The sequence below is a fragment of the Aurantibacillus circumpalustris genome (assembly GCF_029625215.1).
Classification (GTDB): domain Bacteria; phylum Bacteroidota; class Bacteroidia; order B-17B0; family Aurantibacillaceae; genus Aurantibacillus; species Aurantibacillus circumpalustris.
Map to the genome: position 1 here is coordinate 181,377 of NZ_CP121197.1, position 26,429 is coordinate 207,805.

General features: G+C 34.6%; 26 protein-coding genes and 1 other RNA gene. 13 read left to right on the forward strand and 14 right to left on the reverse strand.

Annotated features, from left to right (window positions below; all coding sequences use genetic code 11):
* Positions 1 to 77: 77 nt before the first annotated feature.
* Entirely contained in the window at positions 78 to 1,286 is a 1,209-nt protein-coding gene (locus tag P2086_RS00745; RefSeq protein WP_317898509.1) for an NAD(P)-dependent oxidoreductase, read from the reverse strand.
* Positions 1,287 to 1,318: 32 nt separating this feature from the next.
* On the opposite strand from P2086_RS00745, the gene P2086_RS00750 reads away from it, so the two are divergent.
* The gene (locus P2086_RS00750; protein ID WP_317898510.1) at positions 1,319 to 2,779 is read left to right on the forward strand and encodes a S41 family peptidase; all 1,461 of its coding nucleotides are present in this window, start codon (positions 1,319 to 1,321) and stop codon (positions 2,777 to 2,779) included.
* A 485-nt stretch (positions 2,780 to 3,264) separates the two neighbouring features.
* Positions 3,265 to 3,486: a putative antibiotic biosynthesis monooxygenase gene (locus P2086_RS19110; RefSeq protein WP_502547929.1), complete on the forward strand. Its 222-nt coding sequence runs from the start codon at positions 3,265 to 3,267 to the stop codon at positions 3,484 to 3,486.
* A gap of 60 nt (positions 3,487 to 3,546) precedes the next feature.
* Here the strand turns inward: P2086_RS19110 and P2086_RS00755 are convergent, their stop codons facing one another.
* Positions 3,547 to 4,068, reverse strand: a complete 522-nt coding sequence (locus P2086_RS00755) for a hypothetical protein (protein WP_317898511.1) — start codon at positions 4,066 to 4,068, stop codon at positions 3,547 to 3,549.
* A 140-nt stretch (positions 4,069 to 4,208) separates the two neighbouring features.
* Between P2086_RS00755 and ssrA the strand changes: the two genes are divergently transcribed.
* From ssrA to P2086_RS00770, 3 genes are all read left to right on the forward strand, one after another.
* Positions 4,209 to 4,578: a transfer-messenger RNA gene (gene ssrA, locus P2086_RS00760) on the forward strand.
* 243 nt (positions 4,579 to 4,821) lie between these two features.
* Complete coding sequence (locus tag P2086_RS00765) at positions 4,822 to 5,136, forward strand: HPF/RaiA family ribosome-associated protein (protein WP_317898512.1); 315 nt, start codon at positions 4,822 to 4,824, stop codon at positions 5,134 to 5,136.
* Between the two features lie 102 nt (positions 5,137 to 5,238).
* Positions 5,239 to 5,874 (forward strand): hypothetical protein, encoded by a 636-nt coding sequence (locus tag P2086_RS00770; protein WP_317898513.1) that lies wholly within the window; start codon positions 5,239 to 5,241, stop codon positions 5,872 to 5,874.
* Between the two features lie 21 nt (positions 5,875 to 5,895).
* Here P2086_RS00770 and P2086_RS00775 read toward each other — a convergent pair whose 3' ends face one another.
* Together P2086_RS00775 and P2086_RS00780 are read right to left on the reverse strand one after the other, a co-directional pair.
* Complete coding sequence (locus P2086_RS00775) at positions 5,896 to 7,737, reverse strand: O-antigen ligase family protein (RefSeq protein WP_317898514.1); 1,842 nt, start codon at positions 7,735 to 7,737, stop codon at positions 5,896 to 5,898.
* A gap of 72 nt (positions 7,738 to 7,809) precedes the next feature.
* Positions 7,810 to 8,661: a T9SS type A sorting domain-containing protein gene (locus P2086_RS00780; RefSeq protein ID WP_317898515.1), complete on the reverse strand. Its 852-nt coding sequence runs from the start codon at positions 8,659 to 8,661 to the stop codon at positions 7,810 to 7,812.
* Positions 8,662 to 8,913: 252 nt separating this feature from the next.
* Between P2086_RS00780 and P2086_RS00785 the strand changes: the two genes are divergently transcribed.
* The 3 genes from P2086_RS00785 (at position 8,914) to P2086_RS00795 (ending at position 14,253) form a co-directional block, all read left to right on the forward strand.
* Positions 8,914 to 10,626, forward strand: coding sequence for a T9SS type A sorting domain-containing protein (locus P2086_RS00785; RefSeq protein WP_317898516.1), 1,713 nt, complete (start codon positions 8,914 to 8,916; stop codon positions 10,624 to 10,626).
* 91 nt (positions 10,627 to 10,717) lie between these two features.
* Complete coding sequence (locus tag P2086_RS00790; protein WP_317898517.1) at positions 10,718 to 10,999, forward strand: GNAT family N-acetyltransferase; 282 nt, start codon at positions 10,718 to 10,720, stop codon at positions 10,997 to 10,999.
* 218 nt (positions 11,000 to 11,217) lie between these two features.
* Positions 11,218 to 14,253 carry a M4 family metallopeptidase gene (locus P2086_RS00795; protein ID WP_317898518.1) on the forward strand — a complete coding sequence of 1,012 codons (3,036 nt, stop codon included), beginning with the start codon at positions 11,218 to 11,220 and terminating at the stop codon, positions 14,251 to 14,253.
* Here P2086_RS00795 and P2086_RS00800 read toward each other — a convergent pair.
* Genes P2086_RS00800 through P2086_RS00815 form a run of 4 tightly spaced genes read right to left on the reverse strand, consistent with a single transcriptional unit; the run spans position 14,250 to position 16,817 of the window.
* Positions 14,250 to 14,993: a glycosyltransferase family 2 protein gene (locus P2086_RS00800; protein ID WP_317898519.1), complete on the reverse strand. Its 744-nt coding sequence runs from the start codon at positions 14,991 to 14,993 to the stop codon at positions 14,250 to 14,252. The two genes, P2086_RS00795 and P2086_RS00800, sit on opposite strands and share 4 nt — an antisense overlap.
* Positions 14,990 to 15,544: a D-glycero-alpha-D-manno-heptose-1,7-bisphosphate 7-phosphatase gene (locus P2086_RS00805; RefSeq protein WP_317898520.1), complete on the reverse strand. Its 555-nt coding sequence runs from the start codon at positions 15,542 to 15,544 to the stop codon at positions 14,990 to 14,992. The genes P2086_RS00800 and P2086_RS00805 overlap by 4 nt, the downstream gene beginning before the upstream one ends.
* A complete protein-coding gene (locus tag P2086_RS00810; RefSeq protein WP_317898521.1) occupies positions 15,516 to 16,229 on the reverse strand; it encodes a nucleotidyltransferase family protein in 714 nt (237 codons plus the stop codon). The genes P2086_RS00805 and P2086_RS00810 overlap by 29 nt, the downstream gene beginning before the upstream one ends.
* 6 nt (positions 16,230 to 16,235) lie before the next feature.
* A complete protein-coding gene (locus tag P2086_RS00815; RefSeq protein ID WP_317898522.1) occupies positions 16,236 to 16,817 on the reverse strand; it encodes a D-sedoheptulose-7-phosphate isomerase in 582 nt (193 codons plus the stop codon).
* Positions 16,818 to 17,064: 247 nt separating this feature from the next.
* Between P2086_RS00815 and P2086_RS00820 the strand changes: the two genes are divergently transcribed.
* Positions 17,065 to 17,775 carry a 2-phosphosulfolactate phosphatase gene (locus P2086_RS00820; RefSeq protein ID WP_317898523.1) on the forward strand — a complete coding sequence of 237 codons (711 nt, stop codon included), beginning with the start codon at positions 17,065 to 17,067 and terminating at the stop codon, positions 17,773 to 17,775.
* A gap of 421 nt (positions 17,776 to 18,196) precedes the next feature.
* The gene (locus tag P2086_RS00825; protein ID WP_317898524.1) at positions 18,197 to 18,934 is read left to right on the forward strand and encodes a LytR/AlgR family response regulator transcription factor; all 738 of its coding nucleotides are present in this window, start codon (positions 18,197 to 18,199) and stop codon (positions 18,932 to 18,934) included.
* A 13-nt stretch (positions 18,935 to 18,947) separates the two neighbouring features.
* Here P2086_RS00825 and P2086_RS00830 read toward each other — a convergent pair whose 3' ends face one another.
* The 4 genes from P2086_RS00830 to P2086_RS00845 all read right to left on the reverse strand — a co-directional run bounded on the left by P2086_RS00830 (position 18,948) and on the right by P2086_RS00845 (position 22,729).
* Positions 18,948 to 20,147: a THUMP domain-containing class I SAM-dependent RNA methyltransferase gene (locus P2086_RS00830; protein WP_317898525.1), complete on the reverse strand. Its 1,200-nt coding sequence runs from the start codon at positions 20,145 to 20,147 to the stop codon at positions 18,948 to 18,950.
* Positions 20,137 to 21,018: a bestrophin family protein gene (locus tag P2086_RS00835; RefSeq protein ID WP_317898526.1), complete on the reverse strand. Its 882-nt coding sequence runs from the start codon at positions 21,016 to 21,018 to the stop codon at positions 20,137 to 20,139. The genes P2086_RS00830 and P2086_RS00835 overlap by 11 nt, the downstream gene beginning before the upstream one ends.
* 5 nt (positions 21,019 to 21,023) lie before the next feature.
* A complete protein-coding gene (gene rocD, locus P2086_RS00840; RefSeq protein ID WP_317898527.1) occupies positions 21,024 to 22,256 on the reverse strand; it encodes an ornithine--oxo-acid transaminase in 1,233 nt (410 codons plus the stop codon).
* Positions 22,257 to 22,360: 104 nt separating this feature from the next.
* Positions 22,361 to 22,729, reverse strand: a complete 369-nt coding sequence (locus tag P2086_RS00845; protein ID WP_317898528.1) for a hypothetical protein — start codon at positions 22,727 to 22,729, stop codon at positions 22,361 to 22,363.
* A gap of 77 nt (positions 22,730 to 22,806) precedes the next feature.
* On the opposite strand from P2086_RS00845, the gene P2086_RS00850 reads away from it, so the two are divergent.
* From P2086_RS00850 to P2086_RS00860, 3 genes are all read left to right on the forward strand, one after another.
* Positions 22,807 to 23,988: an acetyltransferase domain-containing protein gene (locus tag P2086_RS00850; protein WP_317898529.1), complete on the forward strand. Its 1,182-nt coding sequence runs from the start codon at positions 22,807 to 22,809 to the stop codon at positions 23,986 to 23,988.
* A 158-nt stretch (positions 23,989 to 24,146) separates the two neighbouring features.
* Positions 24,147 to 24,503 (forward strand): DUF7793 family protein, encoded by a 357-nt coding sequence (locus P2086_RS00855; RefSeq protein ID WP_317898530.1) that lies wholly within the window; start codon positions 24,147 to 24,149, stop codon positions 24,501 to 24,503.
* 84 nt (positions 24,504 to 24,587) lie between these two features.
* Positions 24,588 to 25,367 carry an XRE family transcriptional regulator gene (locus P2086_RS00860; RefSeq protein WP_317898531.1) on the forward strand — a complete coding sequence of 260 codons (780 nt, stop codon included), beginning with the start codon at positions 24,588 to 24,590 and terminating at the stop codon, positions 25,365 to 25,367.
* A gap of 90 nt (positions 25,368 to 25,457) precedes the next feature.
* On the opposite strand, the gene P2086_RS00865 is transcribed toward P2086_RS00860, so the two are convergent.
* Positions 25,458 to 26,105, reverse strand: a complete 648-nt coding sequence (locus P2086_RS00865; RefSeq protein WP_317898532.1) for a DedA family protein — start codon at positions 26,103 to 26,105, stop codon at positions 25,458 to 25,460.
* A gap of 15 nt (positions 26,106 to 26,120) precedes the next feature.
* On the reverse strand, positions 26,121 to 26,420 hold the full coding sequence (locus P2086_RS00870) for a rhodanese-like domain-containing protein (protein WP_317898533.1): 300 nt from the start codon (positions 26,418 to 26,420) through the stop codon (positions 26,121 to 26,123).
* Positions 26,421 to 26,429: the final 9 nt, after the last annotated feature.

A 26,429-nucleotide genomic window follows, 5' to 3' on the forward strand; every position in this document is an offset into this window, starting at 1 on the left:
ATTTTATATTTATTACACTAACTCAAGAGGAAATGCTATTTCAACCCAAGTTACAAAAAATAACTCAAATAAGCTTGTTAAGTATACGCATAGTCGCTTAAGTACTCGTAGTTATGCGTGAGTTTGCCATCCTTACAAATACTTGCACGTTTAATTGTTTTGTCTTTATCGTTGCCAAAAACGAAAGGCAATACCCGTTCAGAAAGATCTTTTCCAAAATCATCACTTGCGTTTCTAGGTAATTCGCAAGGCAAATTATCAACTGCCATAATACAAATTGTATCTTGTGTAAATGGTAAATCTTCTTTTTCGGTTTTAATATTATAACCGTAGAAAGGTTGAGCAATGGTACTTGCGCGAATAGTAGTTGGCACAGAGCCATCTATATCGCAAGTTACATCTGCAATGACAGACATGCGGAAGTTGTCTGCCTTCATGTCTTTTTTTGAAAACATTTTTGGAGAACGTGGATCCCAATAATGCGTTGAGATGTAAAGATCGGTTACTTTTGTAAACGGCGGAAATTTCGAAACAAAATGTTCGGGATGCGTAAAAAAATCGTTCAAATCAAAGTTATGATCGTTCGGGCGTTCAACATAATCGCGTGGATTTAGCTGACAATACACCGGCTCTCTGAAAGTAGCCATTATAAATTCGTCTGACGTTACTTTTCTTATTTTAAGAGTGCTTAAAGTTTCGATAGCGCCGTTTGCAACTCGGCCTCCACCTGTAATAGCAATTTTTATATTTGGCAATTTAGCACGCTTTAATTCCTCTTCCATTTCTGCCCTATCGCGGCATTGATTAGCAGGTTTTAAACGAAACAAGTCGTATTTCAAGCCATAACCTAAAATTCCATTATATGCACCAACAATTCCAGCATAACGTCCAAAACCAATAATCCTATTGTTATGTTTGTCGGTAAGTGTTTCGTAATCGATCATCTGGATCTTTTTTTCAATAAGACCTTTGATGAGTTTTTTATTGTGTGGTTGCTTTTTTATGGTATGTGAAAAGAAAAAATATTTTTTCTTCGCGATTAATTTTTCAACAGGAACTTCCTTTACTCCCATTAAAATATCACAATCGTTTAAATCTTCTTGAAGGGGTATACCAAAAGAAGTATACTCGTCGTCGCTATAACATCTAATTTTACTTGGTTGGACAACAATTTCCACGTTTGGGTATTGACGTATTAACTCTGAACAAATTAACGGAGTGAGAGGTACTCGTTTATCTGGTGGACTTTTTTCCTCGCGTAAAACGCCTATTTTAAACTTTTCCATACTTAATCCGTATTTTTACAAAGATAACATTTATGGCATTTTTGAAGCGACTTTTAATCTTTATTTTTCTTGTTTACGAACTAAGCCACCCTTGTTATTCTCAAAAGAAGGAATCGCTCTTAACAAAAAAATATTCGCCTAATCAGCTAAAAGAAGATGCAACGGTTCTTGGTGATGTGCTTTTAGCAATGCATCCAGGTATTGGGATATATAAACCTAGAATTTTTTATCATGATCTAATAAAATCTTTTACCAGTTCCTTCAATGATAGTTTAACCGAAAAACAATTTCGCTTAAAAACAAAATTATTCATTGATGAATTTCATTGTGGACATTCGGAAGTTCTTTATTCAAAAGCCTTTTATAAAGAAGTAAATAAATTAAAGTTGAATTATTCACCTTACGTTTTTTTGCCGGTTAAAGAACAGCTTTTTATGATTGCTAATCTAAATAAAAAGCAGGACAGCTCCATCACAAGAGGTTCTGAAATACTTAGAATTAATGGAATAGCCGTTGATTCAATGATTCGTTATTCCAGACGATTTATTAGTACCGATGGTTTTAATCAAACGGGTAAAGATCATTATGTGCAGCTAGGTTTTAATAGTTATTTTTTGGCTCTATTTGGAAGACCAGACACTTTTGAAGTTGAATATAAAAAAGGTGAGGTTTTAAAAACGATAAAATATTCAGCCATTCAACCAAAAGCGTTTCCGCCGCTACCGCTAGAACCAAAAGAAGATAGTTTGCTAAGAAATTACAAACGTGCAAATATAGCTTACCGTTTTTTAGATGAGGGTAATAAATCGATGTTACTAAAAATTACAAAATTTTCCCATAAAGGAGATGCGCGCGCATACAGAAGGATTTTTAAAAAATTAAAAAAGAATAAAAGTGAAAATCTCATTATTGATTTAAGAAACAATGGAGGTGGTAGTTTAGGTAACAGTTACAGACTTTTGAGTTATTTGCTTGAGAAGGAAAGTACTCAAACATTAAGTACAACAATTAAAAAGTACCCTTTCAAAAAATACACGAAAGGAAATCTTGCATTTAAATTTACCAGGTTTGCTTATAAAATTATTGGACAAAAAAAATCGGTACATGATACAGATAATTTCATTTATACCATTAAACCGCGTAAAAAAAATCATTATAGCAATAAACTATTTGTGCTAATTAACGGGGGTTCGTTCTCCGCATCCTGTTTGGTGGCGGGCTACTTAAAAGCAAGCAACCGAGCAGTATTTATTGGTACTGAAACTGGAGGAGCAATTGAAGGCTGCAATGCAGGCGTAACTCCATTTTATAAATTACCCAATACAAAATTGCGTGTACGTGTCCCAGCATTTAGAATCGTACACGACGCTTGCCCACTAATAACAGGACATGGCATTCTTCCCGACTATGAAATTAAATATCAACTAAAAGATATTTTATCGAAACAAGATCTTGAAATGCTAAAAGTGAAAGAGTTGATTCAAAACCATTAAAATTAACGCACGCTTATACGTTCTACCAAAATAATCGGACTCAATTATTACGATCGTTGCAAATTAAATAAACCGTTGAGCAAACAATCACAAACTAAGTGTTTTAGTGGAGAAGAATTAACTATTTACCCTATTAAAATTGCTTATTAACGTGGTAATTTTGCATTGTCGCAATGTGAATGTTAACTACACAAACACAACAAAAAGCACTCTCGTTCTTTTAAAGCATTCTCTGAAGTTGAAACATACAAAGAGGAAAAGTGGAAACACTTAAAATTTAATAAACCACGGACCGACATCTTGGATAAAGTGAAGATGGGATACGGTTAACAGTAGTGATTTTGGTAAAAAAACAAGTCAAGACTTAAAGCCAATGTTGCAAGACATTGGCTTTTTATTTAAATATTCTAGAGTTTTCTAAGCTTTAATAATTCGACTAACACAAAATTAAATATTATTTTTGTGTTAATTTTTAAGCCTAAAAAATGTCTGAGTCCTTACCTCCTAAGAAATGGAAATTTGCTTTATTAGTTTGGTGTTTTATTTATCCAATTATCACCTTGCTTTCAATCACTGTATTTCCCTTGATGGTAGATTTTCCAAATCCGTTAAGAACTTTGGTAATGAGTTTGATTTTGGTTCCAATAATGGCATTTTTCTATATACCATTTATCAATAAGAAGTTTTCTAATTGGCTTAGAAAATAATCCAGTTAATTCTGTTTTTGAATAACATCCTAAATGAATGATTTAACGCTTCTTTTTGAATTAGTTTCCCTCAATTGAATTTACCATGGTAAACAATTCCTTTTCATTAGTTGAATTTAAAGTCTGCGTGTTTTCTTGCCAAGCAAAGATGATATAAAAATGGTCGTCTACTTTAACAAAATAACGGTAAGCATCAAATGATTTTGCTTTGGTTTTGGATTCAATAAAATTTGATTTTTTTCTTTCAAAAGACATATCGTTGTTTCTCACACGATCATATTTTACAACATCCACAAATTCAAGATTGCCAACAGCATTTCGTTTGGTAGAATCTAATCCACTTTGCGTACTTGGGTATACAACCACATGCATTTTCCCATCTTTGTGTGATTTTGAAAAATGAACTCCCGCACAAGCACAAAGAGCATTTCCTGGTTCTTCCCAGGGACTTTTTGTTCCGAACTCCTCGGCATTCCAGCCCGCAGGCGGGGTGTACTTTAATTTAAGGTTTTTTGATTTCACAGATTGTGCTTGTGAAAAGGCTATCATGCCGACGAATAAAAAGGATAATAAAGTTCTCATAGCAATTAATTTTAGTTAAATGTAAATAAATTGAAGAGAACTGCAAGCGGATTGTTGTATCTTTGAAATAGTTCTTTCAGGATAAGTTTTAAATTAATAGTTTTTGATGTAAATCAGACTTTGAAATAGAGAACTTAAATGGGTCCGACCGGATTTGACAGTAAGCGCATCAGATAAGTAAGCATGTAGAGCGTTGTAAGACGAGCTCTTAAAACTGAACTTTCAAAACTTTTATTTGGCGAAGATAACTCTTACGCTATGGCTGCTTAATTTAGAATTAAGTGTCCTTTGCTTTCCAGGGAGCTAAACTGCTCTGCGCCTTGGGTAAAGCATCATAAATGTGTAGTTTGTTTTACCGACGTTGCTAGGTAAAACAATATTAGCAGCTAAGTTAAAGGTTGGTTTGATATAACGCCTGCCTTTAGCCGACAATCAAGTTATAGCTAAACATTGTAGAAAGCTTATTTTTTCCTTATTTGGACGAGAGTTCGAATCTCTCCGGATCCACTGATAAATGTAAAAGTCTCGCACCGGCGAGACTTTTTTGTTTTCAGGAAGCCGCTGAAAGCTTGCTTTCAAGCGGATTTATGAAAATATAAATAACTTGTTGCATGGTAAAAAGTTTTGTAAAGTAATTCTGAGTTAAGAGAGATCAATATTTCATTCATCAAATTATGTTAACGGGTTAGCCTGCTTCAAGATATTTTTGTACCTTATCCATAGAAGTTATTTATTCACCTCTTAAAAATTACTATGATAATACAATTGAACGCAGACAAAAATCTAACCATCCACGAAGAGTATAGAAATAAGTTAGAATCTTTATTAACCGAAGAATTAAGTCGGTACAGTGATCACATAACAAGACTTGAAGTTCATCTATCAGATGAAAATGGAAGTAAAAGCGGAGTAAACGATAAAAGATGTTTACTCGAAGCGCGTCTTGCTGGTAGAAAACCAATTGCTGTTATAGACATAGCAAACACGCATGATTTGTCGGTAATCGGAGCTATTAGCAAATTAAAACCTTCGTTAGAAACCATATTTGGGAGGTTAAGGAGTCATTAATAATTTTAACATAAAGCCCTTTAAATTCGTTGTTTAATGGATTAGAATTTTTAATACCTTCATATAACAAGGTCAAAAGTGCAAACAAAAAAAATCTTTCGCATGAAACACTTAAAGCCCATAATTACGTGTTTAATACTTTTAGTTAGTTTTATTGCACGAGGACAAAAAGACTTTTCTAAATATGCTGTTGGTGTGAATTTTGTTCCGCTTTATTCAGGAACTCCCGAATTGCAATTGGATTATTTCCCAACAAAGTACTTTGGATTTTCTGCAAGCGGTGGTTATACCTATAAAGCATTGCGGGGAGGTTTTGTAAAAGTAGGTGATTACTCAAAAATTGATGATCTGAAAGGCAGTTATTTTAAAATTGGGTTAAAATATAGAACCCCATCAAAACCTAGAAAACATATTTTTATTGCTTTTGCTCAATTGAGTTATATATACTCTTATTTTAATGAAACAGGGCGTCGTTATTTTGAGGAAGGCCAAAAAAATATTCGCATTACAGGTTTTGCAAATGCTTTTGCAGCTGCTTTTGGGTTTGAGTGTCGTTTATTAAATCACGTTTTTTTAAGAGGTGGTTTGCAATATGCAATTTCATTTCGAAATGAGCACCTTGGATATCCTGGTCATACCTTCCAGCCTGGAATTGGCGCGTCTGGTCTACTTTTTAATAATCAAATTGCACTTGGACTCGTGTTTAAATTTTCTGATTTGAAATGTAAATCCGATTAAAGTCAGTCCATTGGAATTGGACTAATTTTCCCTAGTTATTCCTACAATTTTTTCATAGTTACTTCGTCTTTCTGAATCATGCATTAAAGAATTTAGCCAAAAAGTCGCTGTCTTAAAATCATTAGCATTAATGTACATAGCCGCCAAATTCAATTTAGGTTCATCGAAACGAGGACTAATTCTTGCCGCTTCTTCATAAAATTTTTTCGCTGAAAGCACTTCGTTAGTAAACACAAACGATGAAGCTAAATCGTTGAGTACATTTTTATTGTACGGCGCAAGTTCATAGGCTTTTAAAAAATCTTGCTGTGCTTCCTTATAATTTCCCATTGAAGCTTTTGCATTACCCGTGTACCAATAGATTGGGATCGAAGTTGGATCAACCGAATAGGCATAACTCATTGCGGAATTACCTGAGCTGATCAGATCTGGTAGCTGATTACTGTTTTTATAATTGTACATTCTTCTTGTATAATACTCTCCATTAAAGCGCTTTATTCCAGTAAATACAATTCCCAGCAATACAAGTAGGGAGGCGAAAACTGCTACATCATTCACTCTTATTTCTCCGAACTTTTTAAGAGGTAGATACTTTTTTATATGATAATAAATCATTCCGTAAAGTATGCTAATCCAAAGTCCATGTTCAATACGCTCCTTTGGAAAATCGAAAAAGGAAATTGCCGCGTAACCTGTTATAAATGCTATACACAAAATCAAATCTAAACGAAGCCATTTATCTCGCGGTATTAACCACAAAATTTTTATTGCCGAAAATATTAAGCCAAATAGAAAAAGTAAATAAAAATTAAAACCTATAAAACCTAATTCCGAAAGAATCCACAAAAAATCATTGTGTGGTCGCTGAAATGTATAATTAAGTTCTTCGCCACGCCAAAGTCCACTTAGGGTTGCATCAGGTAAGTATGTCTGCCAATTACCAGCTCCTACTCCTATTAAAGATTTTTGCCTTATCAGGTGATATGTTTTATCCCAAAGAACCAAGCGTTCCTCCTCTACCTTAAGAATGTTTGAGGTAGCGTTGGCACCTCCTTCTAAATTAGAAGTAAAACTTTCACTTTTCTGAATAAGCGGCTGAAGAAAAACGAAGAAAAAAACATTCGTAAAAACAAGTACTGAGATTAGAAGAATTGGCAGTTTAACTTTAATTAATGGCACCTTAAAATAGTTTATAAATAAATAAAGCGTGACTGTAACTGCAACACTAACGCTTATTCCTAACCATACTGCTTTTGTTTTCAAAAAAATTAAAAGTAATGTGCTAAGCAAAATACAAGCCAACGCAAGCAATGACCAGGGTTGTTTCAATTTATAAAAAGAAGCAATCAGAAAAAAAAGATTTAAAAACAAAAAACTTGCAAGAAGATTTTTATGACCGTTTACTCCCGTAATACGATATAAAGCATCTTTATTAAAATTCTGAAGCTCACTCAGTTGAAAACAAACAACTAAAAAAATAATTAAAAAAAGTGCGATCGAACACTTTAAAAGTACTTTGAGGAAATAGTCGTAGGATTGCTTTAAAAAGAAGTAAGTAAACGCAAACGTAAAAAAGAACAGAATTTGTTTCGAGGCTTCAAACAGTGATTCAGATTTTGAAGTTGCCCAGAGAATCGATGTAAAAGCAAATATAGAATAGCCAGCGCCTGCAAGAAAAATAAAATCAAGTTTTAGGCTAAATTTTAAATCTGACTGCAAACAAAAATAAAAAACAAGGGCGATACTCACGCCGAGACTAATAAATCTTGGGAGAAGCGTTAAATCAAGAATAAATGGGAAAACAAGCGAAGAAGAAAAAATAATGCCGAAAATAAATGTGTTTATAACTGATCTGTTTTTCATGTTATAACGATGAAGATAGGTATTTGGGAATAAAAAAACCGGCCGAAGCCGGTTCATTTAATAAAAAATTAATTAACGTGTTATAATTATCTTCTTCTTAAAATCGTCAGAAAGAACGAAATAAATACCCGCGTTTAATCCAGAGACCTGCGTTTCAGAATTTGGCTCTAGATAGATTGTTTTAACAATTTGTCCAAGTTCATTCCTTATAACCGCAGTTCTGCTTTTAGTTGATTTGATTACAAAAGATCCATTATTCGGATTAGGATATATATTTAAAGAAAAAGGAGAAGCATCGTCCTTATATTCGATTATTCCAACACATGGATCGGCAATCACAGTGATTTGACTTGTAGCAGTGCAAGGTCCATTTGTTACCAGTACCGAATAGTTGGTTGAAACCAATGGGTTAGCAATCACAGAATACGAATTCGTTGAACTTAACCCTGTTGGCGGCGACCAATTATAGGAAATTGTGGTAGAACTCGCTTGAAAAATAGTGGAGCTGGCCGAAAGATGAGTTGAGGAGCCCTGACAAAAAACCTGGGCACCAGAAAAACTAACAACAGGCGTTTCATAGGCATTAATAACTAAAGAAACCGTAGCACTATTTCCGGAGCTATTAGTTGCATAACAATACAAAGTATATGTAGTACCAGAAGGGGACGGTGGGAAAACAATTCCACAGACAGCGCCATTGCCAACTGTGGTCAAAACAATACCAGAAGGGCCAGCGTAACTCCATGAATAAGAGCCTGGCGAATTTGACGCTGTTACAGAATAAACTGTCGCAGAGGCATTAGGAGTGCATATAACTGGCGATCCTTGAATAGGACTAATTGTTGGCACCTGCCCGAAATTTTTGACAGTAAACATGCTAAATAGCAATACGAATAAGAATGTTTTTGGGAGTACGGTTTTCATTTAAGAGTAATTTATGGGTTAACTAAACGAAGATAAGCAAATAAACCGGCAAATTGAAATTTGAATCTTAAAGATTCAGAGAATATGTAGAAAATATGATTTAGATACCCGTTAAATGTTTAATTTAGGTTCAGCAAATTTTCTCACTTTGTCATTCCTTGCTTTTCTAACAAAAGTTATTTTTGCTAACTAATTAAACTTCCTCTATTTTTTGAAGTCTAACAACAACACTTACAATTTAAATATGACCAAATGATACATTCAAAATTAGTTTCAAAAATTTTAGGAAGTTTACTAATTTTCCTTTCGGTTTCAGCTTTTTGCCAGACGGTGCCTTTGGCGAATTTTTCAATTAGCCCGAATCCTATATGTTCTGGTTCTGCCAATGTTGTCCAAATATCAGATCACTCTTCAGGCTCGCCAACATCTTGGTCTTACGTGATCAATTCAGCAGGGCCTGGCCCGGGCGGCTCAACTACACTCACCGTTCAAAATCCCACACTAATATTTAATGGTCAAGGCACTTATACAGTTACACTTATTACAACAAATGCTTCAGGTGCCAGTATTCCGTATACTCAGACTCTTTCAGTGCTTCCATCTCCTAATGCTCAAATTAATCCCGGCAATCAAACAAGTTGTTTAGGCGGAAATCCTTTATCCATAGCAGTTTTAGCGGGAGGTCCTGGTAGCAATGGTAATACTTACCTTTGGTCAACAAGTGCTACATCTTCGTCTATATCGGTTTCACCGAGCGTTACTACAACTTATTCATGTGTTATAACCGCAACGAATGGTTGCAGTGTTGAACGAACAGCCATTGTAAATATTTCACAACCAACAATTGTTATCAATAGCAATCCTGCAAACATTTGTCCTGGTACCTCAAGCACATTGACAGCCACTGGAACGAATCCTGGACCTTTCACCTATTCTTGGTCAACAAGTGCAACAACGCGAACCATTTCAACAAACTTAGCTGCTGTATATGATGTTACGGTAACTAACGGTAACGGATGTACTGCAACACAATCATACACCTTAGGAACATCCACAACTTTATCGCTCACGGCAACATCAAATCCGTCGGTATTGTGCGCTGGAAATACAGCAACTCTTCGTGTTACCGGAGCATCATCTTATTCCTGGAACACGGGTGCCACAAGCCCTAATATGACAGTTAATCCCACAAGTCAGGCAAGTTACACTGTTATGGGGCAAACGGGCACGTGTACAGGAACAACATCTATTACGCTCAATGTTAGTTTAACGCCAACACTCGTTATTACCACAAGCAATGCTTCTGTTTGCAGTGGAAATTCTACTACACTTAGTGCTAATGGAGCCACCAGCTACACCTGGCTACCCTCAACTTTTTCCTCAAGTACAACCGTTACACCATTGCAAAATACAACATACACCGTGAGAGGGAATAATGTTGGTTGTCCCAATCGTACCGCTACAATTTCAATCAGCGTGTTGCCAAATCCAAATGTTAGTATAAGTTCAAGTTCGAGTTTATCATGCGCTGGTGAAGTAGTTGCAATAGCAGCTAGTGGCGCCTCTAACTACACATGGAGCACCGGAATAAACACAGCCATTTTAATTGTTACACCCACAGTAACAAGTACATATTCAGTAACTGCAAGCGACCTAAACAATTGTTATAACTCCGCTACAATTGTGCAAAACGTTTCAGACTGCGTAGGGATTACACAATTAGATAAGGATGTACATTCATTGAAAATATATCCAAACCCCAGCGAAGGAAGGCTTACAATTACATCAACGAGTAACATGGAAATAAATATTTATGATCTCAACGGACGATTAGTAAAAACAATTGTTCTTTCAGAAGGCAACAATAAAACCTACTTCATTACTGATCTTTCTAAAGGTTTGTATTATGTCTATGGAAAAAATGAAGACGAACTAGTGAAACAAAAAATACTTATTTTAAACTAGGGATTTAGCATCTTTTACCGTTAAATTCCTTTAACTCTGTACTTTTGCTATTGGCTAAAAAGAATTTGTTTTTATCAATTAAAATTGCTGCATGGAAATTAAACACGAACAGCTTGGCAAAAAAGGAGTTTTCTTTGTTGAAGAAAACTCCTCACGCATTGCAGAACTAGTGTACGTTTTTGCTGGCACCGATAAATTTATTATTGAACATACCAAAGTAAATCCTGGCAACGAGGGCAAAGGTCTAGGCCGAAAACTTGTTGATGCAGCCGCTGCTTTCGCAAGAGAAAATAGTTACAAAATTCTTCCGCTGTGTCCTTATGCTAAAAAAGTCATGCAAAATTCTGACATTTATCAAGACATCTTATTTTAACCTCTTATCTAATAAACCTAGGCGGAATTTTGGTTCGTAAATATCTGGAATTTTTGGAATTTTGAGATGTTAAAACTATACCGACTCGCTTAGCTTGCCGTATTTGGAAGCGTTTTAGTAGAATACTGTTAATTTTTTAGCTGTTTTATAATTATATTTTAAAAAGGATTGGGTATTCATTGCCGACTCATTATATTGCAAGATTGATTTTAATACACATGAAAAAAACCATCATTACCGTTTGCATTGCTTTTCTGTCTAATGTTCTTTTTGGACAGACTTTTTCAAAGATTATTCCTTACGCGGAAAACGTAACTTATACTTCTGAAAATAAAATTAATTTTATTCGTTTTCAAGAAAATAATACTCTTAATGAAACCACAATTTCCGAATTTATCAATCAGCATATTTTTAATAATGGACTAAACAAAGTGGTTGCTCTTAAAAAAGAAAAAGATGAATTAGGTTTCACGAACATAAAATTTTCAATATTTCAAAATGGCATTCTAATTTCAAACAAAGTAATCATAGCGCATTTTTTAAATAACAAATTAGTTTCACTTAATGGCGATCTTTATGCACCTGCCATAGCTAAAAATAACTTTTCTATTTCAGAAAAAAAGGCGTTAACCTATGCACTTTCGAAGGTAAATGCAAAAAAATATAAATGGGACAACAAAGCCGAAGAAGAGCATATGCGGACTATTCTTAACGAACCAAATTTTAGCTATTATCCGCATGGTTCAAAAGTTGTTTTTGAAAAAGAAGGAATTAACTTTAACGCTTATCAGTTTAATATTTATGCAGAAGATCCACTATACCGTGCAAATGTATTTGTTGATGCGTCCACCGGGATGATTCTCGATGAACAGAATTTAATTTGTACCACAGATGTTCCTGCTACCTGTAACACCAAATTTAGTGGTCCGCAAACATTCACGGTAGACTATACCGGATCGCTTTACCGTTTAAGAGAAACACAAAGAGGTCAAGGCATAGAAACCTATAATTTGCACAATAGTAGCAGTTATTTAACTGCTACTGACTTTACAAATTCAAGTACAAGTTGGACTACCACAGGTTTTGACCAGGCTGCAACTGATGCCCATTGGGGTGCAGAAAAAACATACGACTACTATCTTCTGCAGCATAATAGAAATAGTATAAACAATAATGGTTTCAAACTTTATAGTTACGTACACTACCAAACAAATTACGCGAATGCTTTTTGGGATGGTCAGCGCATGACGTACGGCGATGGCAATTCAAGTGGGTCTATGAAAATTTTTACCGCATTGGATGTTTGTGGGCATGAAATTACTCATGGTTTAACGTCAAACACCGGGGCTATGGTATACAGCAATGAATCAGGTGCTCTGAACGAGAGTTATTCGGATATTTTTGGAACGGCTATCGAAAACTTCGGACGACCTAGCAATTGGAACTGGAAAATTGGTGAAGATATCACTAATAATGGCAATGGATTAAGAAGTATGTCAAACCCAAATGCTTATGGCGATCCCGACACCTACGGTGGCACATACTATTACAACGGTACAGCGGATAATGGCGGCGTTCATACAAACAGTGGCGTGAGTAACTTTTGGTTTTACTTACTCACAAGTGGAGGTTCAGGAACGAATGATTTATCAAACGCATACTCAGTGAGTGGAATTGGAATAACCAGCGCAGCGAAAATTGCATTTAGGGCATTAACGGTATATTATACTCCTACTACCAATTATGCAATGGCAAGACAATTAACCATACAGGCAGCTATAGATCTTTTTGGAAGCTGTAGTAATGAGCTTATACAGACTACGAAAGCTTGGTATGCTGTAGGTGTTGGTGCGAATTATATCACTGGACTTGTTGGACCTAATTTCACATCTAACATTACAAACTTTTGTTCAGCCCCTGCCAACGTTACATTCAATAACACCACAACAAATGGCTTTACATATAATTGGAGTTTTGGCGATGGTGCCACTGCTAGCACAACTAACGCCGTTCATACCTACTCAGCGGTAGGGGTTTATGCTGTAAAACTAAAAGCCACTGGTTGTGCTAGTGCTCTTGATAGTATAACAAAAACTGCTTTTATTGTTGTTAACGGGCCAATTGCTAGTCCCCTTGTGACATCTTCCGCAGTAGCTTGCGAGAATACTCCTATCACATTAGTTGGCTCAGGAAACGCTACCTTAAAATGGTATGATAGTGCAACTGGTGGAACAGAACTAGGCGTTGGTAGTCCCTTTGCCACTTCTGGTTTATCAACATCTACTACATTTTATGCTGCCAATACAATTACACTCGCTCCTGTTTATGGAGGTCTCTCATCGTTCACAGGTGGTGGTTATTCAAATGTAAATACAAATTATCTCCTCTTTAACGTATTTCAAAATAGCATTCTAAATTCAGTTGTTGTTAAATCCCAATCTATTTCAGACCGCGTAATTGAATTAAAAAATGCTTCTAATGTGGTATTATACACAACTACTGTAAATATTGGTATCGGTACAACAACAGTAATCTTAAATTATAACCTTACCCCTGGAACTAATTATAAACTCGGGTTAAATAGTGCCTCAGCGTCTAGTTTATACAGAACAAATACAGGTGTCACATTTCCATACAACATTGGTGGTGCGGCAGAAATAACTAACTCTAGCACGGGTACCAATGCATACTATTTTTTCTACGATTGGAAAATATCTAAAGAAGAATGCGCAAGTACCAGGGTTCCAGTTTCAGTTTCAGTTCATCCAGCACCATCTGTAACGATGACCGCTCCAGATAGTCCGGTTTGTGTTGGAGATGTTATTGATTTGCAAGGCACGCCAAGTGGAGGTGCATACATTGGCAATACAGTAACTGGTTCTATGTTTAGTGCTTCCAATGGCGCTGGAACGTACAGTGTATCTTATAAGTATACCGATGCTTACTCATGCAGCAGTACTGTTGAATCAACATTAATTGTTGAAGAATGTACCAGCGTTTCAAATTCAGTTCTTTCAAGTAGTTCTGTTCAGATTTATCCAAGTCCTGTTCAGGATAACTTAATGATTAAGGGAGTTAATGTATATTCTAAACTAATTATATGTGATGCATTAGGGCGTGTAACGCTTACCAAGGAACTTTATAATTCTGAAGAAAAAATAAATATTGCTGATTTCGTTAATGGCATCTATGTGTTAAGCATACAAGATGAGACTGGTAAAACAATTAAAACCAGCAAGATAATCAAGAACTAAAAAAACTGTAATATTTTACGCAATGGCTTTAAGTACAAGGTATAAAACCTTGGCTTAAGGCCATTTTCTTCCCAGGCTTTACGGTCTTCCATATTGGCCTTAAACCGATTTAATACACTTACATTACTCTTACCTCCAACACGCATTTTCACAGTGTACTCTGGTAAATAAGAAATGCTTATTTTGTTTTTTTTTATGAACCGCAACATCAATTCGTAATCAGCAGCACTTTTAAACTGGATATTAAATTTTCCGAGTTTTTGATAGATTTCCCTTTTTACAAAAAAAGTTGGGTGTGGAGGCATCCAACCGTTGATGAAAGAACCAGCTTTGTATTCTCCACTCTTCCATTTACGAATTATTTTATCAGCATTTGTTTTATCCACGTAATACAAATCGCTGTATACAGAATCAGACTTATTTTTTAAAAAACAATCGGCATATTTTTGAATAACATTATTATCAATATAAAAATCATCAGAATGTATCATACCAATAACATCACCGGTAGCCATTTCAATTCCCTTATTTAACGCGTCATACAAACCATTGTCACTTTCCGAAACAATTTTATGAATGTTAGGTTTATATTTTTCAATGACGTTTAATGTGTTGTCAGTTGACCCTCCATCTACAATGATGTATTCAATGTTCTTATATGTTTGTTCAATCACCGAACGAATAGTTTGTTCGATGGTGGACTCAGAATTAAAAGTAATTGTTATGATAGAAATTTTCAATGCGCGTTTTGTAAATTTATAACTAAGTCATTTAATGACTTAAAATGAAAATCTATTTTTAAGTCTTCTTTTTTTTCTTCGGATATGAAAATAGTTTTCATGCCTGCTGTTCTTCCAAACTCCATATCACTCATGCTATCACCAATAATAATGCTTTTTTTAAAATCTATTTCTGGAAAATCTTTTTGAGCATTCAAGGCCATTCCAATACCAGGTTTACGTGTTGGATGATTTTCAGCATTTAAATAAGGTGAAAAATAAACTTTATCAATTTTTCCTCCGTGATATGCAATTTCATAGAGCATGTTTTTATGAATGAGCTCCAAATCCTCAACTCTATAAAGACGTTTGCCAATTCCCTGTTGATTGGTAACGATAACTAATTTCCCAAACACAGAACTTAAATATTTAATAGCGTCAATACTCCCCTCTAAAAATTCGAACTCAATCCAATGTTTCACGTAGTCGTTCTCCAGCTTTTTATTTATAACGCCATCGCGATCTAAAAAAAGAGTCCAACTTCTATCTATATTTAAATTCTTTAAAGTCATCTTGCGCTTTTTTGTAATCCTCTGGCACTCCAATATCAATGAAATAGCCATTAAATTCAAATCCTTTTATTTTAAGTTTATTAAGTTGTTTTTCGAAAAAATCTTTTTCAATCGAGAAATTGGTATTTGAGGGATTTGTTTTTAGATATACTTCTTTATTCAAAATATAAACTCCTCCGTTTATAAGACCTTTACTTTCAACGTTCACCTTTTCTTTAAAGGAAATAATTCGGTCATTTTTATCTGTTTCTATGGCACCGTAACGAGAAGCGTTTTCGACTTTTCTAAGGGCAATAGAAAATTGCGATAATTCGTTTACATGTAATCTAAAAAACTCGTGAATATCCACATCAAATAAAGAATCACCGTTGAGCACCAAAGCATAGTCGTCCTTGCAGCTTTCCATCCCGAGACGAATGCCGCCACCTGTTCCCAGAGCTATCTCTTCAACTACATATTTAATTTGAAGTCCATTGTACTCCGATTTGTAATATTCCTTTATTTTATCTGAAAGATATCCAACCGAAAGAATTATATTTTTTATACCATAGTGCTTTAAATAATTTAATTGATAATTGAGAAAGGGATGCTGATTGATTGGTGCCATTGGCTTTGGTAAATCAGAGACAACGCTTTGTAGGCGTGTGCCAAATCCTCCGGCGAGTATGATAGCGGTTCGAAGCATTCTGAATTATTTCTTAGGAAATAAATTCATTTCAACCATCTCACAAATTGTATGTCCTAAAAGCATATGACACTCTTGTATCCTAGGGGTATCTTTACTTGGAATATTAATCAAGTATTTGCACAAGTCTTTCATTTTCCCTCCCGTTTCTCCAGTAAACCCAATAGTAATTACACCCAGTTCATTCGCTTTTTCAAAAGCTTTAACAACGTTTGCACTGTTGCCGCTAGTACTAAGACCAAAAAGAATATCTCCCTTTTTACCCATGGCTTCAACTAAGCGACTATATATAACATCGTAACTATAATCATTTGCAACAGCCGTTGTATAGCTTGTATTTACGTGTAAGGCTTCTGAAAATAAAGGTGGGCGGTCGTAATAAAACCTGCCACTTAATTCAGCCGCTAAATGCTGGCAGTCGGCTGCACTGCCTCCATTTCCGCACCAAAGAACTTTTCCTCCCTGCTTATAGCTTGAGCAAATGTCCTGAACAATAGCGTCGATCAAAGAAAGTAAAGCTGTGTTAGATAATAAAGATGTTTTCAGATCAATCGAGGTCTGAATCTTTGATTTAATGAAATCTATCATGGCTTAAATTTATGTTTTTTTAAGCACAAATAATTATACAAACTTTTAATTTTTAAATGTTCAAGTTCATTTAATAATCTTGTACAAACACACGTATTTACTTTGTTATAACAATTCTGAATTGGAAACTGGAAGTATAAAAATAAGAATTTCAGAATAATCAATAAAAATGTTATGTTTGTTAGAGAAATAAGCATTCTTCTGTCGTGCACTTAAAGGAATGATTATTCATCTATAAAAACTGAATATGAATATCGAAGTTTGTTTTAGTCCCCAGGCCTACCCTCTATTTCACAATCCCGATTCTGTTGTTGTTGTTATTGATATTTTGCGGGCGTCTTCTGCAATCACTACCGCTTTTTTTAACGGAGTTGCTAAAATGATTCCGGTATCTACAATTGAAGAAGCGCAAAAATATAAGAATGATGGATTTTTAGTAGCAGCCGAGCGGAATGCAGAAATCGTAGAAGGATTTGATTTAGGGAACAGTCCGTTTGGTTATATGAGTTCCAAGTTAAAAGGCAAAACAATTGCAATAACTACTACGAATGGCACCCAAGCGATTGAAGCAGCAAAAGATGCACATAAGGTAATAATTGGAAGCTTCTTAAATCTTGATGCCGTAATTGCTTTTCTTAAAAAAGAAAATAGAGATATTGTTTTTTTATGTGCAGGCTGGAAAAACAAATTTAATCTTGAAGATACACTTTATGCTGGTGCTGTGGCTGAGGAGTTAATTCACAAATACGACTTTAGCTCTAACTGCGACTCTGCCATTGCCGCAATGGAATTGTATAAAATTGCAAAGCACGACCTATACGGATTCTTAGCCAATTCTTCGCACCGAAACAGATTAGAAAAACTAAACCTCGAACGTGATATCCGTTACTGCTTAAGCTCTAATCAGTGCCCTGTAGTGCCAGTAATGGAAAACGGTGTACTAATTAAAGGATCTTAAAGGAATATTTCTTCTATACGATTATATTTTATAAAGTTCGCTAATGATTAATTCACCAGTAACACGCGAATCTTTTTCGATACCTATAATTGATTTTCGATCATAATAGCATTCTCCATTTATAAAACCAGAGCTTTGAATTAGCTTTAAATGCTACAGTCTTTAATTCTTTTCGTTTATTCATAGTCCTATTCGGACAATTTAAAAATCCGTCGATTATTACGGCTGTTTAAGTAAGGATATTCACTCTGTTTCACCGTAAAAATCTATCTATAATATTCTGATTTAGAGCAATATCTGTAGCAATAGAAGAGCAACTGTGAGTATTAGTGAATACTTGATAAATCTGTAATTGATCTAAATCGTTGTTTACTTATTCTTTAAATGAATAGTTTTGACATACCTAAATACCCTTAAATTAATGAAAGCCTTAATAATTGACGATAACAAGATTAACCGTCTTTATCTTAAAACACTTTTAGAAAAAAGTTTTCCAGTAATAAAAAAAATTGATGAAGCCGGAACCGTTTCTGCGTCTAAACTCTTAATTGAAAGCACTGATTACGATGTTATATTTTTAGAAATCGAATTAAAAGACGGAATGGGCTTTGAAGTTTTAAAAGAAATAAAAGATTTCGTTCATGTAGTTGTAGTTACTAACCGAAAAGAACATGCCATACAAGCTATTAAGCATAGTGTTATCGATTATCTTCTTAAGCCAGTTGACTTAAATGAAATGAAAATTGCTCTATCAAGGATTGTAAAACTTGCAGGAAAACAAGAAACATCAAAAAAACCAAGTTCTGGTAGTGACTACCCAAGAACGAGTGTCTTTGAGGAAAGTGCCATTATGATCAACTTTAAGAATCAGTGTAAAGCTTTAAATAAAAAAGATATTTTATTTATTAAAGCGCTCGGAAAATATTCAGAAATTCATGTAATAAATAAATCACACTACACCTCGTATAAAAACTTAAAAGAATTTGAATATGCCATGACCGATACTTTTGTTCGTACACATCATTCTTACTTAGTGAATTTAGAGTCTATTGTCTCATACTCCCGTGAAACATCGCAGGTAGAGCTTTGTAATGGCATTTTTATTCCAGTATCTGTTCGCAAAAGAGAAGAATTGTTTAAGAAATTTAAAGTATTTTAATCTCTTCTGTAATTTACTTTCTTGTCATTGTATCTGGATTCTTGGAAGCTTTTTTACTTCCATCGTACAATTCAAATTTTAAGTACCTGCATTCTAAAGACCCATTAAAAACATGTATACGTCTTGAAGGCCGTAATCCTATACTTTTTATAGCCTCAGGACTACTTGTGATTATCCAGGCATTAAATCCTTTAAAATCTTTTTTAAGCTTGTTTCCGATTTCTTTATAGAGGTTTTCTATTTCAGCAACAGGTATTCTTTCCCCATAAGGCGGATTCAAAATTACAACGCCTGCTTGTCTTGGAGGCGTTATATCGAAAAACGATTCTTGAGTACAAGTAATTACATCATCTACCTTTGCGTTTTTTGTATTAATCTTTGCCTTTTTAAGTGTAGGGAAATCAATGTCGTTCGCGATAATTTCTACCTTATCGTTTCTAATTTTGTTGATACTACTTTCGTAGATGGTATCATATGTTTTCTCATCAAAATTTCGCCAGCGCATAAAACCAAATTCATTTCTATAATAACCTGGAGGAATATTGTTTGCCCAAAGAGCTGCTTCAATAGCAATAGTGCCCGCACCACACATACCATCCACTAAAAGATGATGTTTTTCCCAACCGCTTAATTTTACTAAACCCGCAGCAAGAACCTCTTTCATTGGTGCTTCATTAATATCGGAACGGTAACCACGCTTGTATAAAGGATCCCCACTACTATCAATGTTTAACGAGACTTCGTTCTTATAAATATGTACATACAATTTAAAAGCAGGGTGTAATAAATCTACATCGGGTCGACTACCAGTTTTATCACGGAAACGGTCAACAATTCCATCTTTCACTTTTTGCGATACAAACTGGCTGTGTGTAAAATTCTCAGAGTTAAGAACACTTTCCACCATTAAGGTATCACTATTCGAAATAAAACGTTCCCAGTCGATTAATTTAATGTTATCGTATAACTCCTGTTCGTTATTCGCCTCAAATTTTGCGATTGGAACAATAACTTTTAATGCTGTGTGCAAACAAAGATTAGCCTTATATAAAAAACCAATATCACCTACAACCGAAACGCCACGTTTGAATTCAGTAATGTCTTTGCCTCCTAATTGCAATAGCTCTTTTGCAAGAATTTCTTCCAATCCGAAAAAAGTAGTGACCTTCATTTCAAAATCACCTGTATGCGTATAATCGTAACTAATCTTCATCTCCTAATAATATTTCACGTACGTTTTCTTTTATCTTAACAGACAATTCATCTGTTGGTAAATCGTTAGAGTCTGTTCCAAAAGGATCTTCAATTTCTTCACTAATTAATTCGAGTGATGCAAAAGCGTAAAACATTATCATTACAATGGGTATTGACCAGTACCCAATGGTCAATCCAAAAGAAACTGGCATCGTAATAATATAAAGAAAAATCATTTTCTTTATAAAAATACTATATGAATATGGAATTGGAGTGTTTTTAATTCGCTCGCAAGCCCCACAAATATCAGTGAATTGATTTAAGTTTTCACTGAGTACCAAATAATCGTTTTGTGTGTGAGAATTTTTTTTTGTGATTTCCAGACAGTATTCTGTTAGTTGGCGAGCTATGTAATTTGGCTTATGCGAAACTTTTTTAAAATTTTCTTCCGTTAATACGGGACTAAATTTTATATCCTCTAGAGTATTTCTATTTCTTAAATGCTCTTTTAAAGCGAATGGAAAATTGCTGATGAGGCTATGTAATTGAGATCGGGAGGCTATATCACTTTTTGACACCAACGCATTTAACTTAATAGCAAGATTTCTGGTATTGTTAACCAAAGCCCCCCAAAGTTTGCGACCTTCCCACCAACGGTCGTAAGCAGTATTGATTCTGAAAACCAATACCATTGAAATTATAAAACCTGCTATTTGATGAAAAATTGTTAAGGTTGGAATCTCTAAATCCAAATATTTTTTTTCAATAAAACAAACCGCCCAGGTTACAATACCCAAAAGGCTCATAGTAGGAAACAGAATACGAAAGGTATCCGACTTATGAAATTGAACGATAAGTTTGAACCAATCTTTCGGATTATAGCTTACCATTTAAATTAATCGAAGGATAAAATAACTTTTCTAATAATAGCAACACATTCCATTAATTGCTCTTTGGTAATAACAAGTGGTGGCGCAAAACGAATAATATCTCCATGTGTAGGTTTCGCTAAAAGTCCATTCTCTGCAAACTTCACACACACATCCCAAGCCGTTTTGCCATTTTTTTCTTTTATTACGATGGCATTGAATAAACCTCTTCCTCGCACTAAAGTAACAATATCCGTTTCCTTAACTAGTTTATTCATTTCCTCGCGAAAAATAATTCCAAGTTTTTCTGAGTTTTCAGCAAGCTTTTCGTCTTTTAAAACTTTTAATGCTTCCATGGCAACGGCACAAGCTAATGGATTTCCACCATAGGTACTTCCATGCTCACCCGGCTTAATAGTTAACATAACTTCATCGTTTGCTAACACGGCACTAACTGGTAACAAACCTCCGCTTAATGCCTTGCCTAAAATTAAAATGTCTGGTTTTACATCTTCGTGATCGCAAGCTAACATTTTTCCCGTTCTTGCTAAACCGGTTTGCACTTCGTCGGCAATAAACAAGACGTTATACTTATCACAAAGAGCTCTTACGCCTTTCAAATACCCTTCATTTGGCACAACAACTCCCGCTTCACCTTGTATTGGCTCTACCATAAAAGCCGCAGTATTCGGATCTTTAATAGATGCCTCCAAAGCTGCAAGGTCATTGTACTCTACTAATTCATAGCCTGGTAAAAAAGGCCCGAAACCATTCGTACTGCTTGGATCGCTGCTTGCAGAAATTGCAGCTAAAGTTCTTCCCCAAAAATTTCCTTTTGCGAAAACCATTTTTGCTTGATTTTCTTTAACACCTTTAACATCATAGGCCCAACGACGCGCTAATTTTAAAGCCGTTTCACCACCTTCAACACCTGTATTCATTGGTAAAACTTTATCGTAACCAAAATAAGAAGTAATGTATTTTTCGTATTCACCCAAAACCGAATTATAAAACGCACGAGATGTTAACGTAAGTTTTTGAGCTTGCGTAGTTAAGGCTTTGATAATACGGGGATGACAATGTCCTTGGTTTACCGCACTATACGCAGCCAAAAAATCGAAGTACTTTTTTCCGTCAACATCCCAAACGTAAACACCCTCCCCCCTATCTAATACAACCGGAATAGGATGGTAATTGTGTGCTCCGAAAGTATCTTCTAATTCCATTAAATGGGTACTCTTTGTCCCTGTCTCAATCATGCTAATAATTTTAGTACGTAAATATACTAAAAAAGGCTAGGAATTTAAACCATTAAAGGCTTGTGTTTTAACCGTAATACCAACAAAATAAGGCTAATTACACTTTATGAAGCGCAAGCTAACTTCATAAAATATAACAGTTCTTCGTTTACATCTTCGGTATAGAGCATTCTAAAATGATGATTAAATTGAAGGTTATCTCCAGGCACCTGCGCTATTCTCCAGAAACACAAATTGTCGCTATAAGATTCTTTAAAAGGAAACACTACGTGAATAAAATTTTTCCCTATTTGCGTTATCCAGGCAATCCGTCTTTTTTCATTAGATACACCTATCATTGTTTTGGTTGCATGCAGCTTTATTTCGCCAACTTTATTAAATTTTTTTACAAAGTGATTTAATAAAACAAGGCTGAATTCTGATTTTCCAACTATGAATTTTGCAATTTCTTTTTCATTCAATTGTTTTTCCATTATTTTCTTAGCCTTGTTTAAAAGTAGTAAATGATTTTATAATCCGTTCAAGATTCAAATTCATTATATTTATAAGAATGGAAAAACCAAACCTCAACTCGCGAATTATTTCAATTGATTTTATGCGTGGTTTAGTTATCGCTATTATGGCGATTGATCATATTCGCGATCTTTTACATACAACAGCTTTAATCAACGATCCACTTGATCTCAACACTTCTAGTCCGGCTCTTTTCATGACACGTTGGATAACACATATTTGCGCTCCCGTTTTTGTTTTTCTTGCAGGTACCTCAGCTTATCTTACTTTAATAAATCAAAACCATCTTGCCAAAACAAAACAGTTTTTGCGTAGCAGAGGTTTATTACTTATGTTTTTAGAAATTACAGTCGTTGGCTTTGGTGTTTGGTTTGATATTTATTTTCGAACTTTTTTGTTTCAAGTAATTTTTGCAATAGGCGCCGGCTTCCTTATTTTATCTTTTCTTTTAAAAATTCACGCGAAGTATCTAGGTGTTCTAGGTGTGTGTATTCTTATTTTTCACAACCTCACACCTTTGGTGCATATTGATAAGGGAACAGCTCTTGGTTTTGTTTGGAGCCTGTTGTTTGATCGTGGATTTTTTAAACTTGGCGATGACCGCGCGTTAATGATTGGTTATGCCATTGTCCCTTGGCTAGGAATTTTATTATGTGGTTTTAGTTTCGGAAAGGTTTTTTCTCTAAGCAATGAAAAACGTTCCAGAATACTTGTGTTATTAGCACTTATAAGTCTCTTTACTTTTATTCTCCTACGCAGTTTTAATTTATATGGAGATCAAAATCCATGGTCTGTACAATCAACATTTATCAATTCATTCTTCTCCTTTATTAATCTTACTAAATACCCGCCATCCTTATTATATGCATGCGCTACTTTATCTATTATGTTTTTTATTATGTGGTTGGCTGACAATAAAAACAATCGCTTTATGCGAATTTTTGTTGTTTACGGCAGAGTACCTATGTTTTTTTATATTCTGCATTGGTACATCATTCATATTTCTATGTTTGTGATGATTCGTATTCAAGGTGTTGAATGGAAAGATATGCCTTTTGGGATTATGCAATTTGGAAGACCTGATTCGGGTGTTGGATTGCATTTACCTTACATTTATATTTATTGGATTTGCTTGATAATTTTAATGTATCCTTTGTGTAATTGGTATGGAAATTACAAGGCCAAAAACAGACAAATCAGGTGGCTAAAATACTTCTAAAAATTCTCCTAAATCCATTTAATAATGCGGCTTACAGACTAAAAATTAAATCTAAAACAATTTAGCTAAAATTTTAGATTTTTGGAATTATTTATTGGCTATATTCGTCCATGCAAGTGCTACAAGAAATAAAATTTAACCATTCAAAACTCCAATTATTGGATTCAAAATTAGTTCGAATTGAAATCTTTGGTGGTGCGCCAATTGGTGAAAAGGAGGCTAAAGAGATGAACAACGCTGTAGGCGTTTTATCTAAAGGAAAAGAAATACTCGTTTTAATGTTGGCAGATGAAATAGCTCAATTTAGCAAAGAAGCCATGGCTTTTTCGGCAGGTGATGAAGGTCTAATGTATACAATTGCAGATGCCATGGTAGTGAAATCAACCGCACAACGCATTACTGCGAATTTTTATTTAAAGATTAGCAAACCAAAAAAACCAAGTAAGATTTTTAACTCTGAAAAAGATGCTATAAAGTGGCTTCGTGCAGTGGAAAGTAATTTAATTCCCGCTTAAATTGATTTTAAACACTCTTTTCTTCAAAAATACCACTTGCAAATAACTATAATTAATAGTAATTTTAAACTATAAATTATAGCAATGAGCAAAATATCCTCCAACATCCGTTTTTTACGTCAGCTAAAAGGCTTGTCACAAGAGCAATTAGCCGATGAATTACAAGTTACCCGTTCACGTATTGGCGGTTACGAAGAAGCGCGTAATGAACCGCCTATTGATCTTCTTATACGGCTTTCGGAATATTTTCACATTGCCATTGATGCTCTTGTAAGAGGTGATCTTAAAAAAACAAATCTCGATGGTTTAATGAAAATTGGTAAAAACCGTATTTTATTTCCGATTCTTTTAGATCCGGATGGAAATAACATGGTAGAATTAATTCCACTAAAAGCTTCTGCTGGTTATGTGAGAGGTTATGCTGATCCCGAATACATTGAACGTTTACCTCAAATGCGATTACCTTTTTTACCAACTGGTAAACACCGTGCTTTTCCTATTAAAGGAGATAGTATGCCGCCTATAAAAGAAGGATCATTTGTTATCGGAAAATACTTAGAAAAATTTGATGAAGTTAAATTTGGTCAAACTTATATTGTTGTAACTAAAGAAGACGGCTTAATGTATAAACGCATTATGTCATACAATAAAAAGGAAGCTGCTTTTGAATTACATTCTGATAACACCGCTTACCAACCGTTTAAAGTAAAAGCAGAAGATATTTTAGAAATATGGGAATACACATGCAGTATTAACATGAATCAATATCAAAATGAAGAGCTAAATCTCGACAGTATTATGAATATGTTGCGCGGTTTAAAAGTAGAGTTGGCGGAAATTAAGAAAGAGAAAAAAATTAATTGATACTTTTTGAATCTAAAGCGAAGTTCTATATATAATTGAAAAAGCTATGCAGTATGCATAGCTTTTTATTTTCTTAATTGATTACTAAAATCAAGCAGGTTTTTTATCCAGTTTACTTTTTACTGCCGAAAATAAGATTGGAAGAACGGATACAAAAATGATTCCTAATATCACTTTTTCAAAATTGTTCTTAATTACCGGAATACCGCCTAAATAATACCCTGCAAGAGAAAGAAGGCTTACCCATAAAATTCCGCCAAATAAACAGAAAGAAATGTATTTTGAGTAATTCATTTTACCTAAGCCAGCCGCAAAAGGAGCAAAGGTTCTTACAATGGGCACAAAACGAGCCATAATAATTGTTTTACCGCCATGTTTTTCGTAGAAAGCATGTGTCTTATCAAGATACTCACGTTTAATAAAGCGTTCTAAAAATTTGATTTCAAAAACCTTTTCTCCAAAAAAACGTCCAACAAAATAATTTACATTATCACCAAGAATGGCGGAAATAATTAATAAAGGAATCAACAACCAAATATTCAAAATACCTGTACTGGCGGTTAGCATACCTGCTGCAAAAAGAAGAGAGTCGCCAGGTAAAAACGGAGTTGCTACCAAACCCGTTTCGCAAAATATAATTAGGCACAAAATAAAATAGGTAGTTGTTTGATAATTCTGCATTATTTCAGCAAGATGTTTATCTAAATGAAGAAAGAAATCGATGAACGTGTGTAACATAGTTTTTGTTTTATTTTAAATTCCTACTTCGTCAATATAGGCAAGTATTCCACCTTTTAAATTATATAAATTAGTATAGCCTTGGCCTTCAAGTGCATTAATAACAGTTGCGCTGCGTTTACCACTGCGACAATGAATGACAACTTGTTTATCCTTTGAAATTTCACTCGCACGATCAAGTGCTTCACCCATAGGAATTAAGGTGCCATCAATGTTCACTTCATCAAACTCATGTTCTTCACGAACATCAATCAATTGAAAATCGGTTTTATCGTCGATGAGTTTTTTTAATTCAGTAGCTGTAATTTCTTTCATGCTTTAAAA

Coding starts and splice junctions, on each gene's coding strand:
- P2086_RS00745 (WP_317898509.1), bottom strand. CDS start 1,286: ATGGAAAAGTTTAAAATAGGCGTTTTACGCGAGGAAAAAAGTCCACCA.
- P2086_RS00750 (WP_317898510.1), top strand. CDS start 1,319: ATGGCATTTTTGAAGCGACTTTTAATCTTTATTTTTCTTGTTTACGAA.
- P2086_RS19110 (WP_502547929.1), top strand. CDS start 3,265: ATGTCTGAGTCCTTACCTCCTAAGAAATGGAAATTTGCTTTATTAGTT.
- P2086_RS00755 (WP_317898511.1), bottom strand. CDS start 4,068: ATGAGAACTTTATTATCCTTTTTATTCGTCGGCATGATAGCCTTTTCA.
- P2086_RS00765 (WP_317898512.1), top strand. CDS start 4,822: ATGATAATACAATTGAACGCAGACAAAAATCTAACCATCCACGAAGAG.
- P2086_RS00770 (WP_317898513.1), top strand. CDS start 5,239: ATGAAACACTTAAAGCCCATAATTACGTGTTTAATACTTTTAGTTAGT.
- P2086_RS00775 (WP_317898514.1), bottom strand. CDS start 7,737: ATGAAAAACAGATCAGTTATAAACACATTTATTTTCGGCATTATTTTT.
- P2086_RS00780 (WP_317898515.1), bottom strand. CDS start 8,661: ATGAAAACCGTACTCCCAAAAACATTCTTATTCGTATTGCTATTTAGC.
- P2086_RS00785 (WP_317898516.1), top strand. CDS start 8,914: ATGATACATTCAAAATTAGTTTCAAAAATTTTAGGAAGTTTACTAATT.
- P2086_RS00790 (WP_317898517.1), top strand. CDS start 10,718: ATGGAAATTAAACACGAACAGCTTGGCAAAAAAGGAGTTTTCTTTGTT.
- P2086_RS00795 (WP_317898518.1), top strand. CDS start 11,218: ATGAAAAAAACCATCATTACCGTTTGCATTGCTTTTCTGTCTAATGTT.
- P2086_RS00805 (WP_317898520.1), bottom strand. CDS start 15,544: ATGACTTTAAAGAATTTAAATATAGATAGAAGTTGGACTCTTTTTTTA.
- P2086_RS00810 (WP_317898521.1), bottom strand. CDS start 16,229: ATGCTTCGAACCGCTATCATACTCGCCGGAGGATTTGGCACACGCCTA.
- P2086_RS00815 (WP_317898522.1), bottom strand. CDS start 16,817: ATGATAGATTTCATTAAATCAAAGATTCAGACCTCGATTGATCTGAAA.
- P2086_RS00820 (WP_317898523.1), top strand. CDS start 17,065: ATGAATATCGAAGTTTGTTTTAGTCCCCAGGCCTACCCTCTATTTCAC.
- P2086_RS00825 (WP_317898524.1), top strand. CDS start 18,197: ATGAAAGCCTTAATAATTGACGATAACAAGATTAACCGTCTTTATCTT.
- P2086_RS00830 (WP_317898525.1), bottom strand. CDS start 20,147: ATGAAGATTAGTTACGATTATACGCATACAGGTGATTTTGAAATGAAG.
- P2086_RS00835 (WP_317898526.1), bottom strand. CDS start 21,018: ATGGTAAGCTATAATCCGAAAGATTGGTTCAAACTTATCGTTCAATTT.
- rocD (WP_317898527.1), bottom strand. CDS start 22,256: ATGATTGAGACAGGGACAAAGAGTACCCATTTAATGGAATTAGAAGAT.
- P2086_RS00845 (WP_317898528.1), bottom strand. CDS start 22,729: ATGGAAAAACAATTGAATGAAAAAGAAATTGCAAAATTCATAGTTGGA.
- P2086_RS00850 (WP_317898529.1), top strand. CDS start 22,807: ATGGAAAAACCAAACCTCAACTCGCGAATTATTTCAATTGATTTTATG.
- P2086_RS00860 (WP_317898531.1), top strand. CDS start 24,588: ATGAGCAAAATATCCTCCAACATCCGTTTTTTACGTCAGCTAAAAGGC.
- P2086_RS00865 (WP_317898532.1), bottom strand. CDS start 26,105: ATGTTACACACGTTCATCGATTTCTTTCTTCATTTAGATAAACATCTT.
- P2086_RS00870 (WP_317898533.1), bottom strand. CDS start 26,420: ATGAAAGAAATTACAGCTACTGAATTAAAAAAACTCATCGACGATAAA.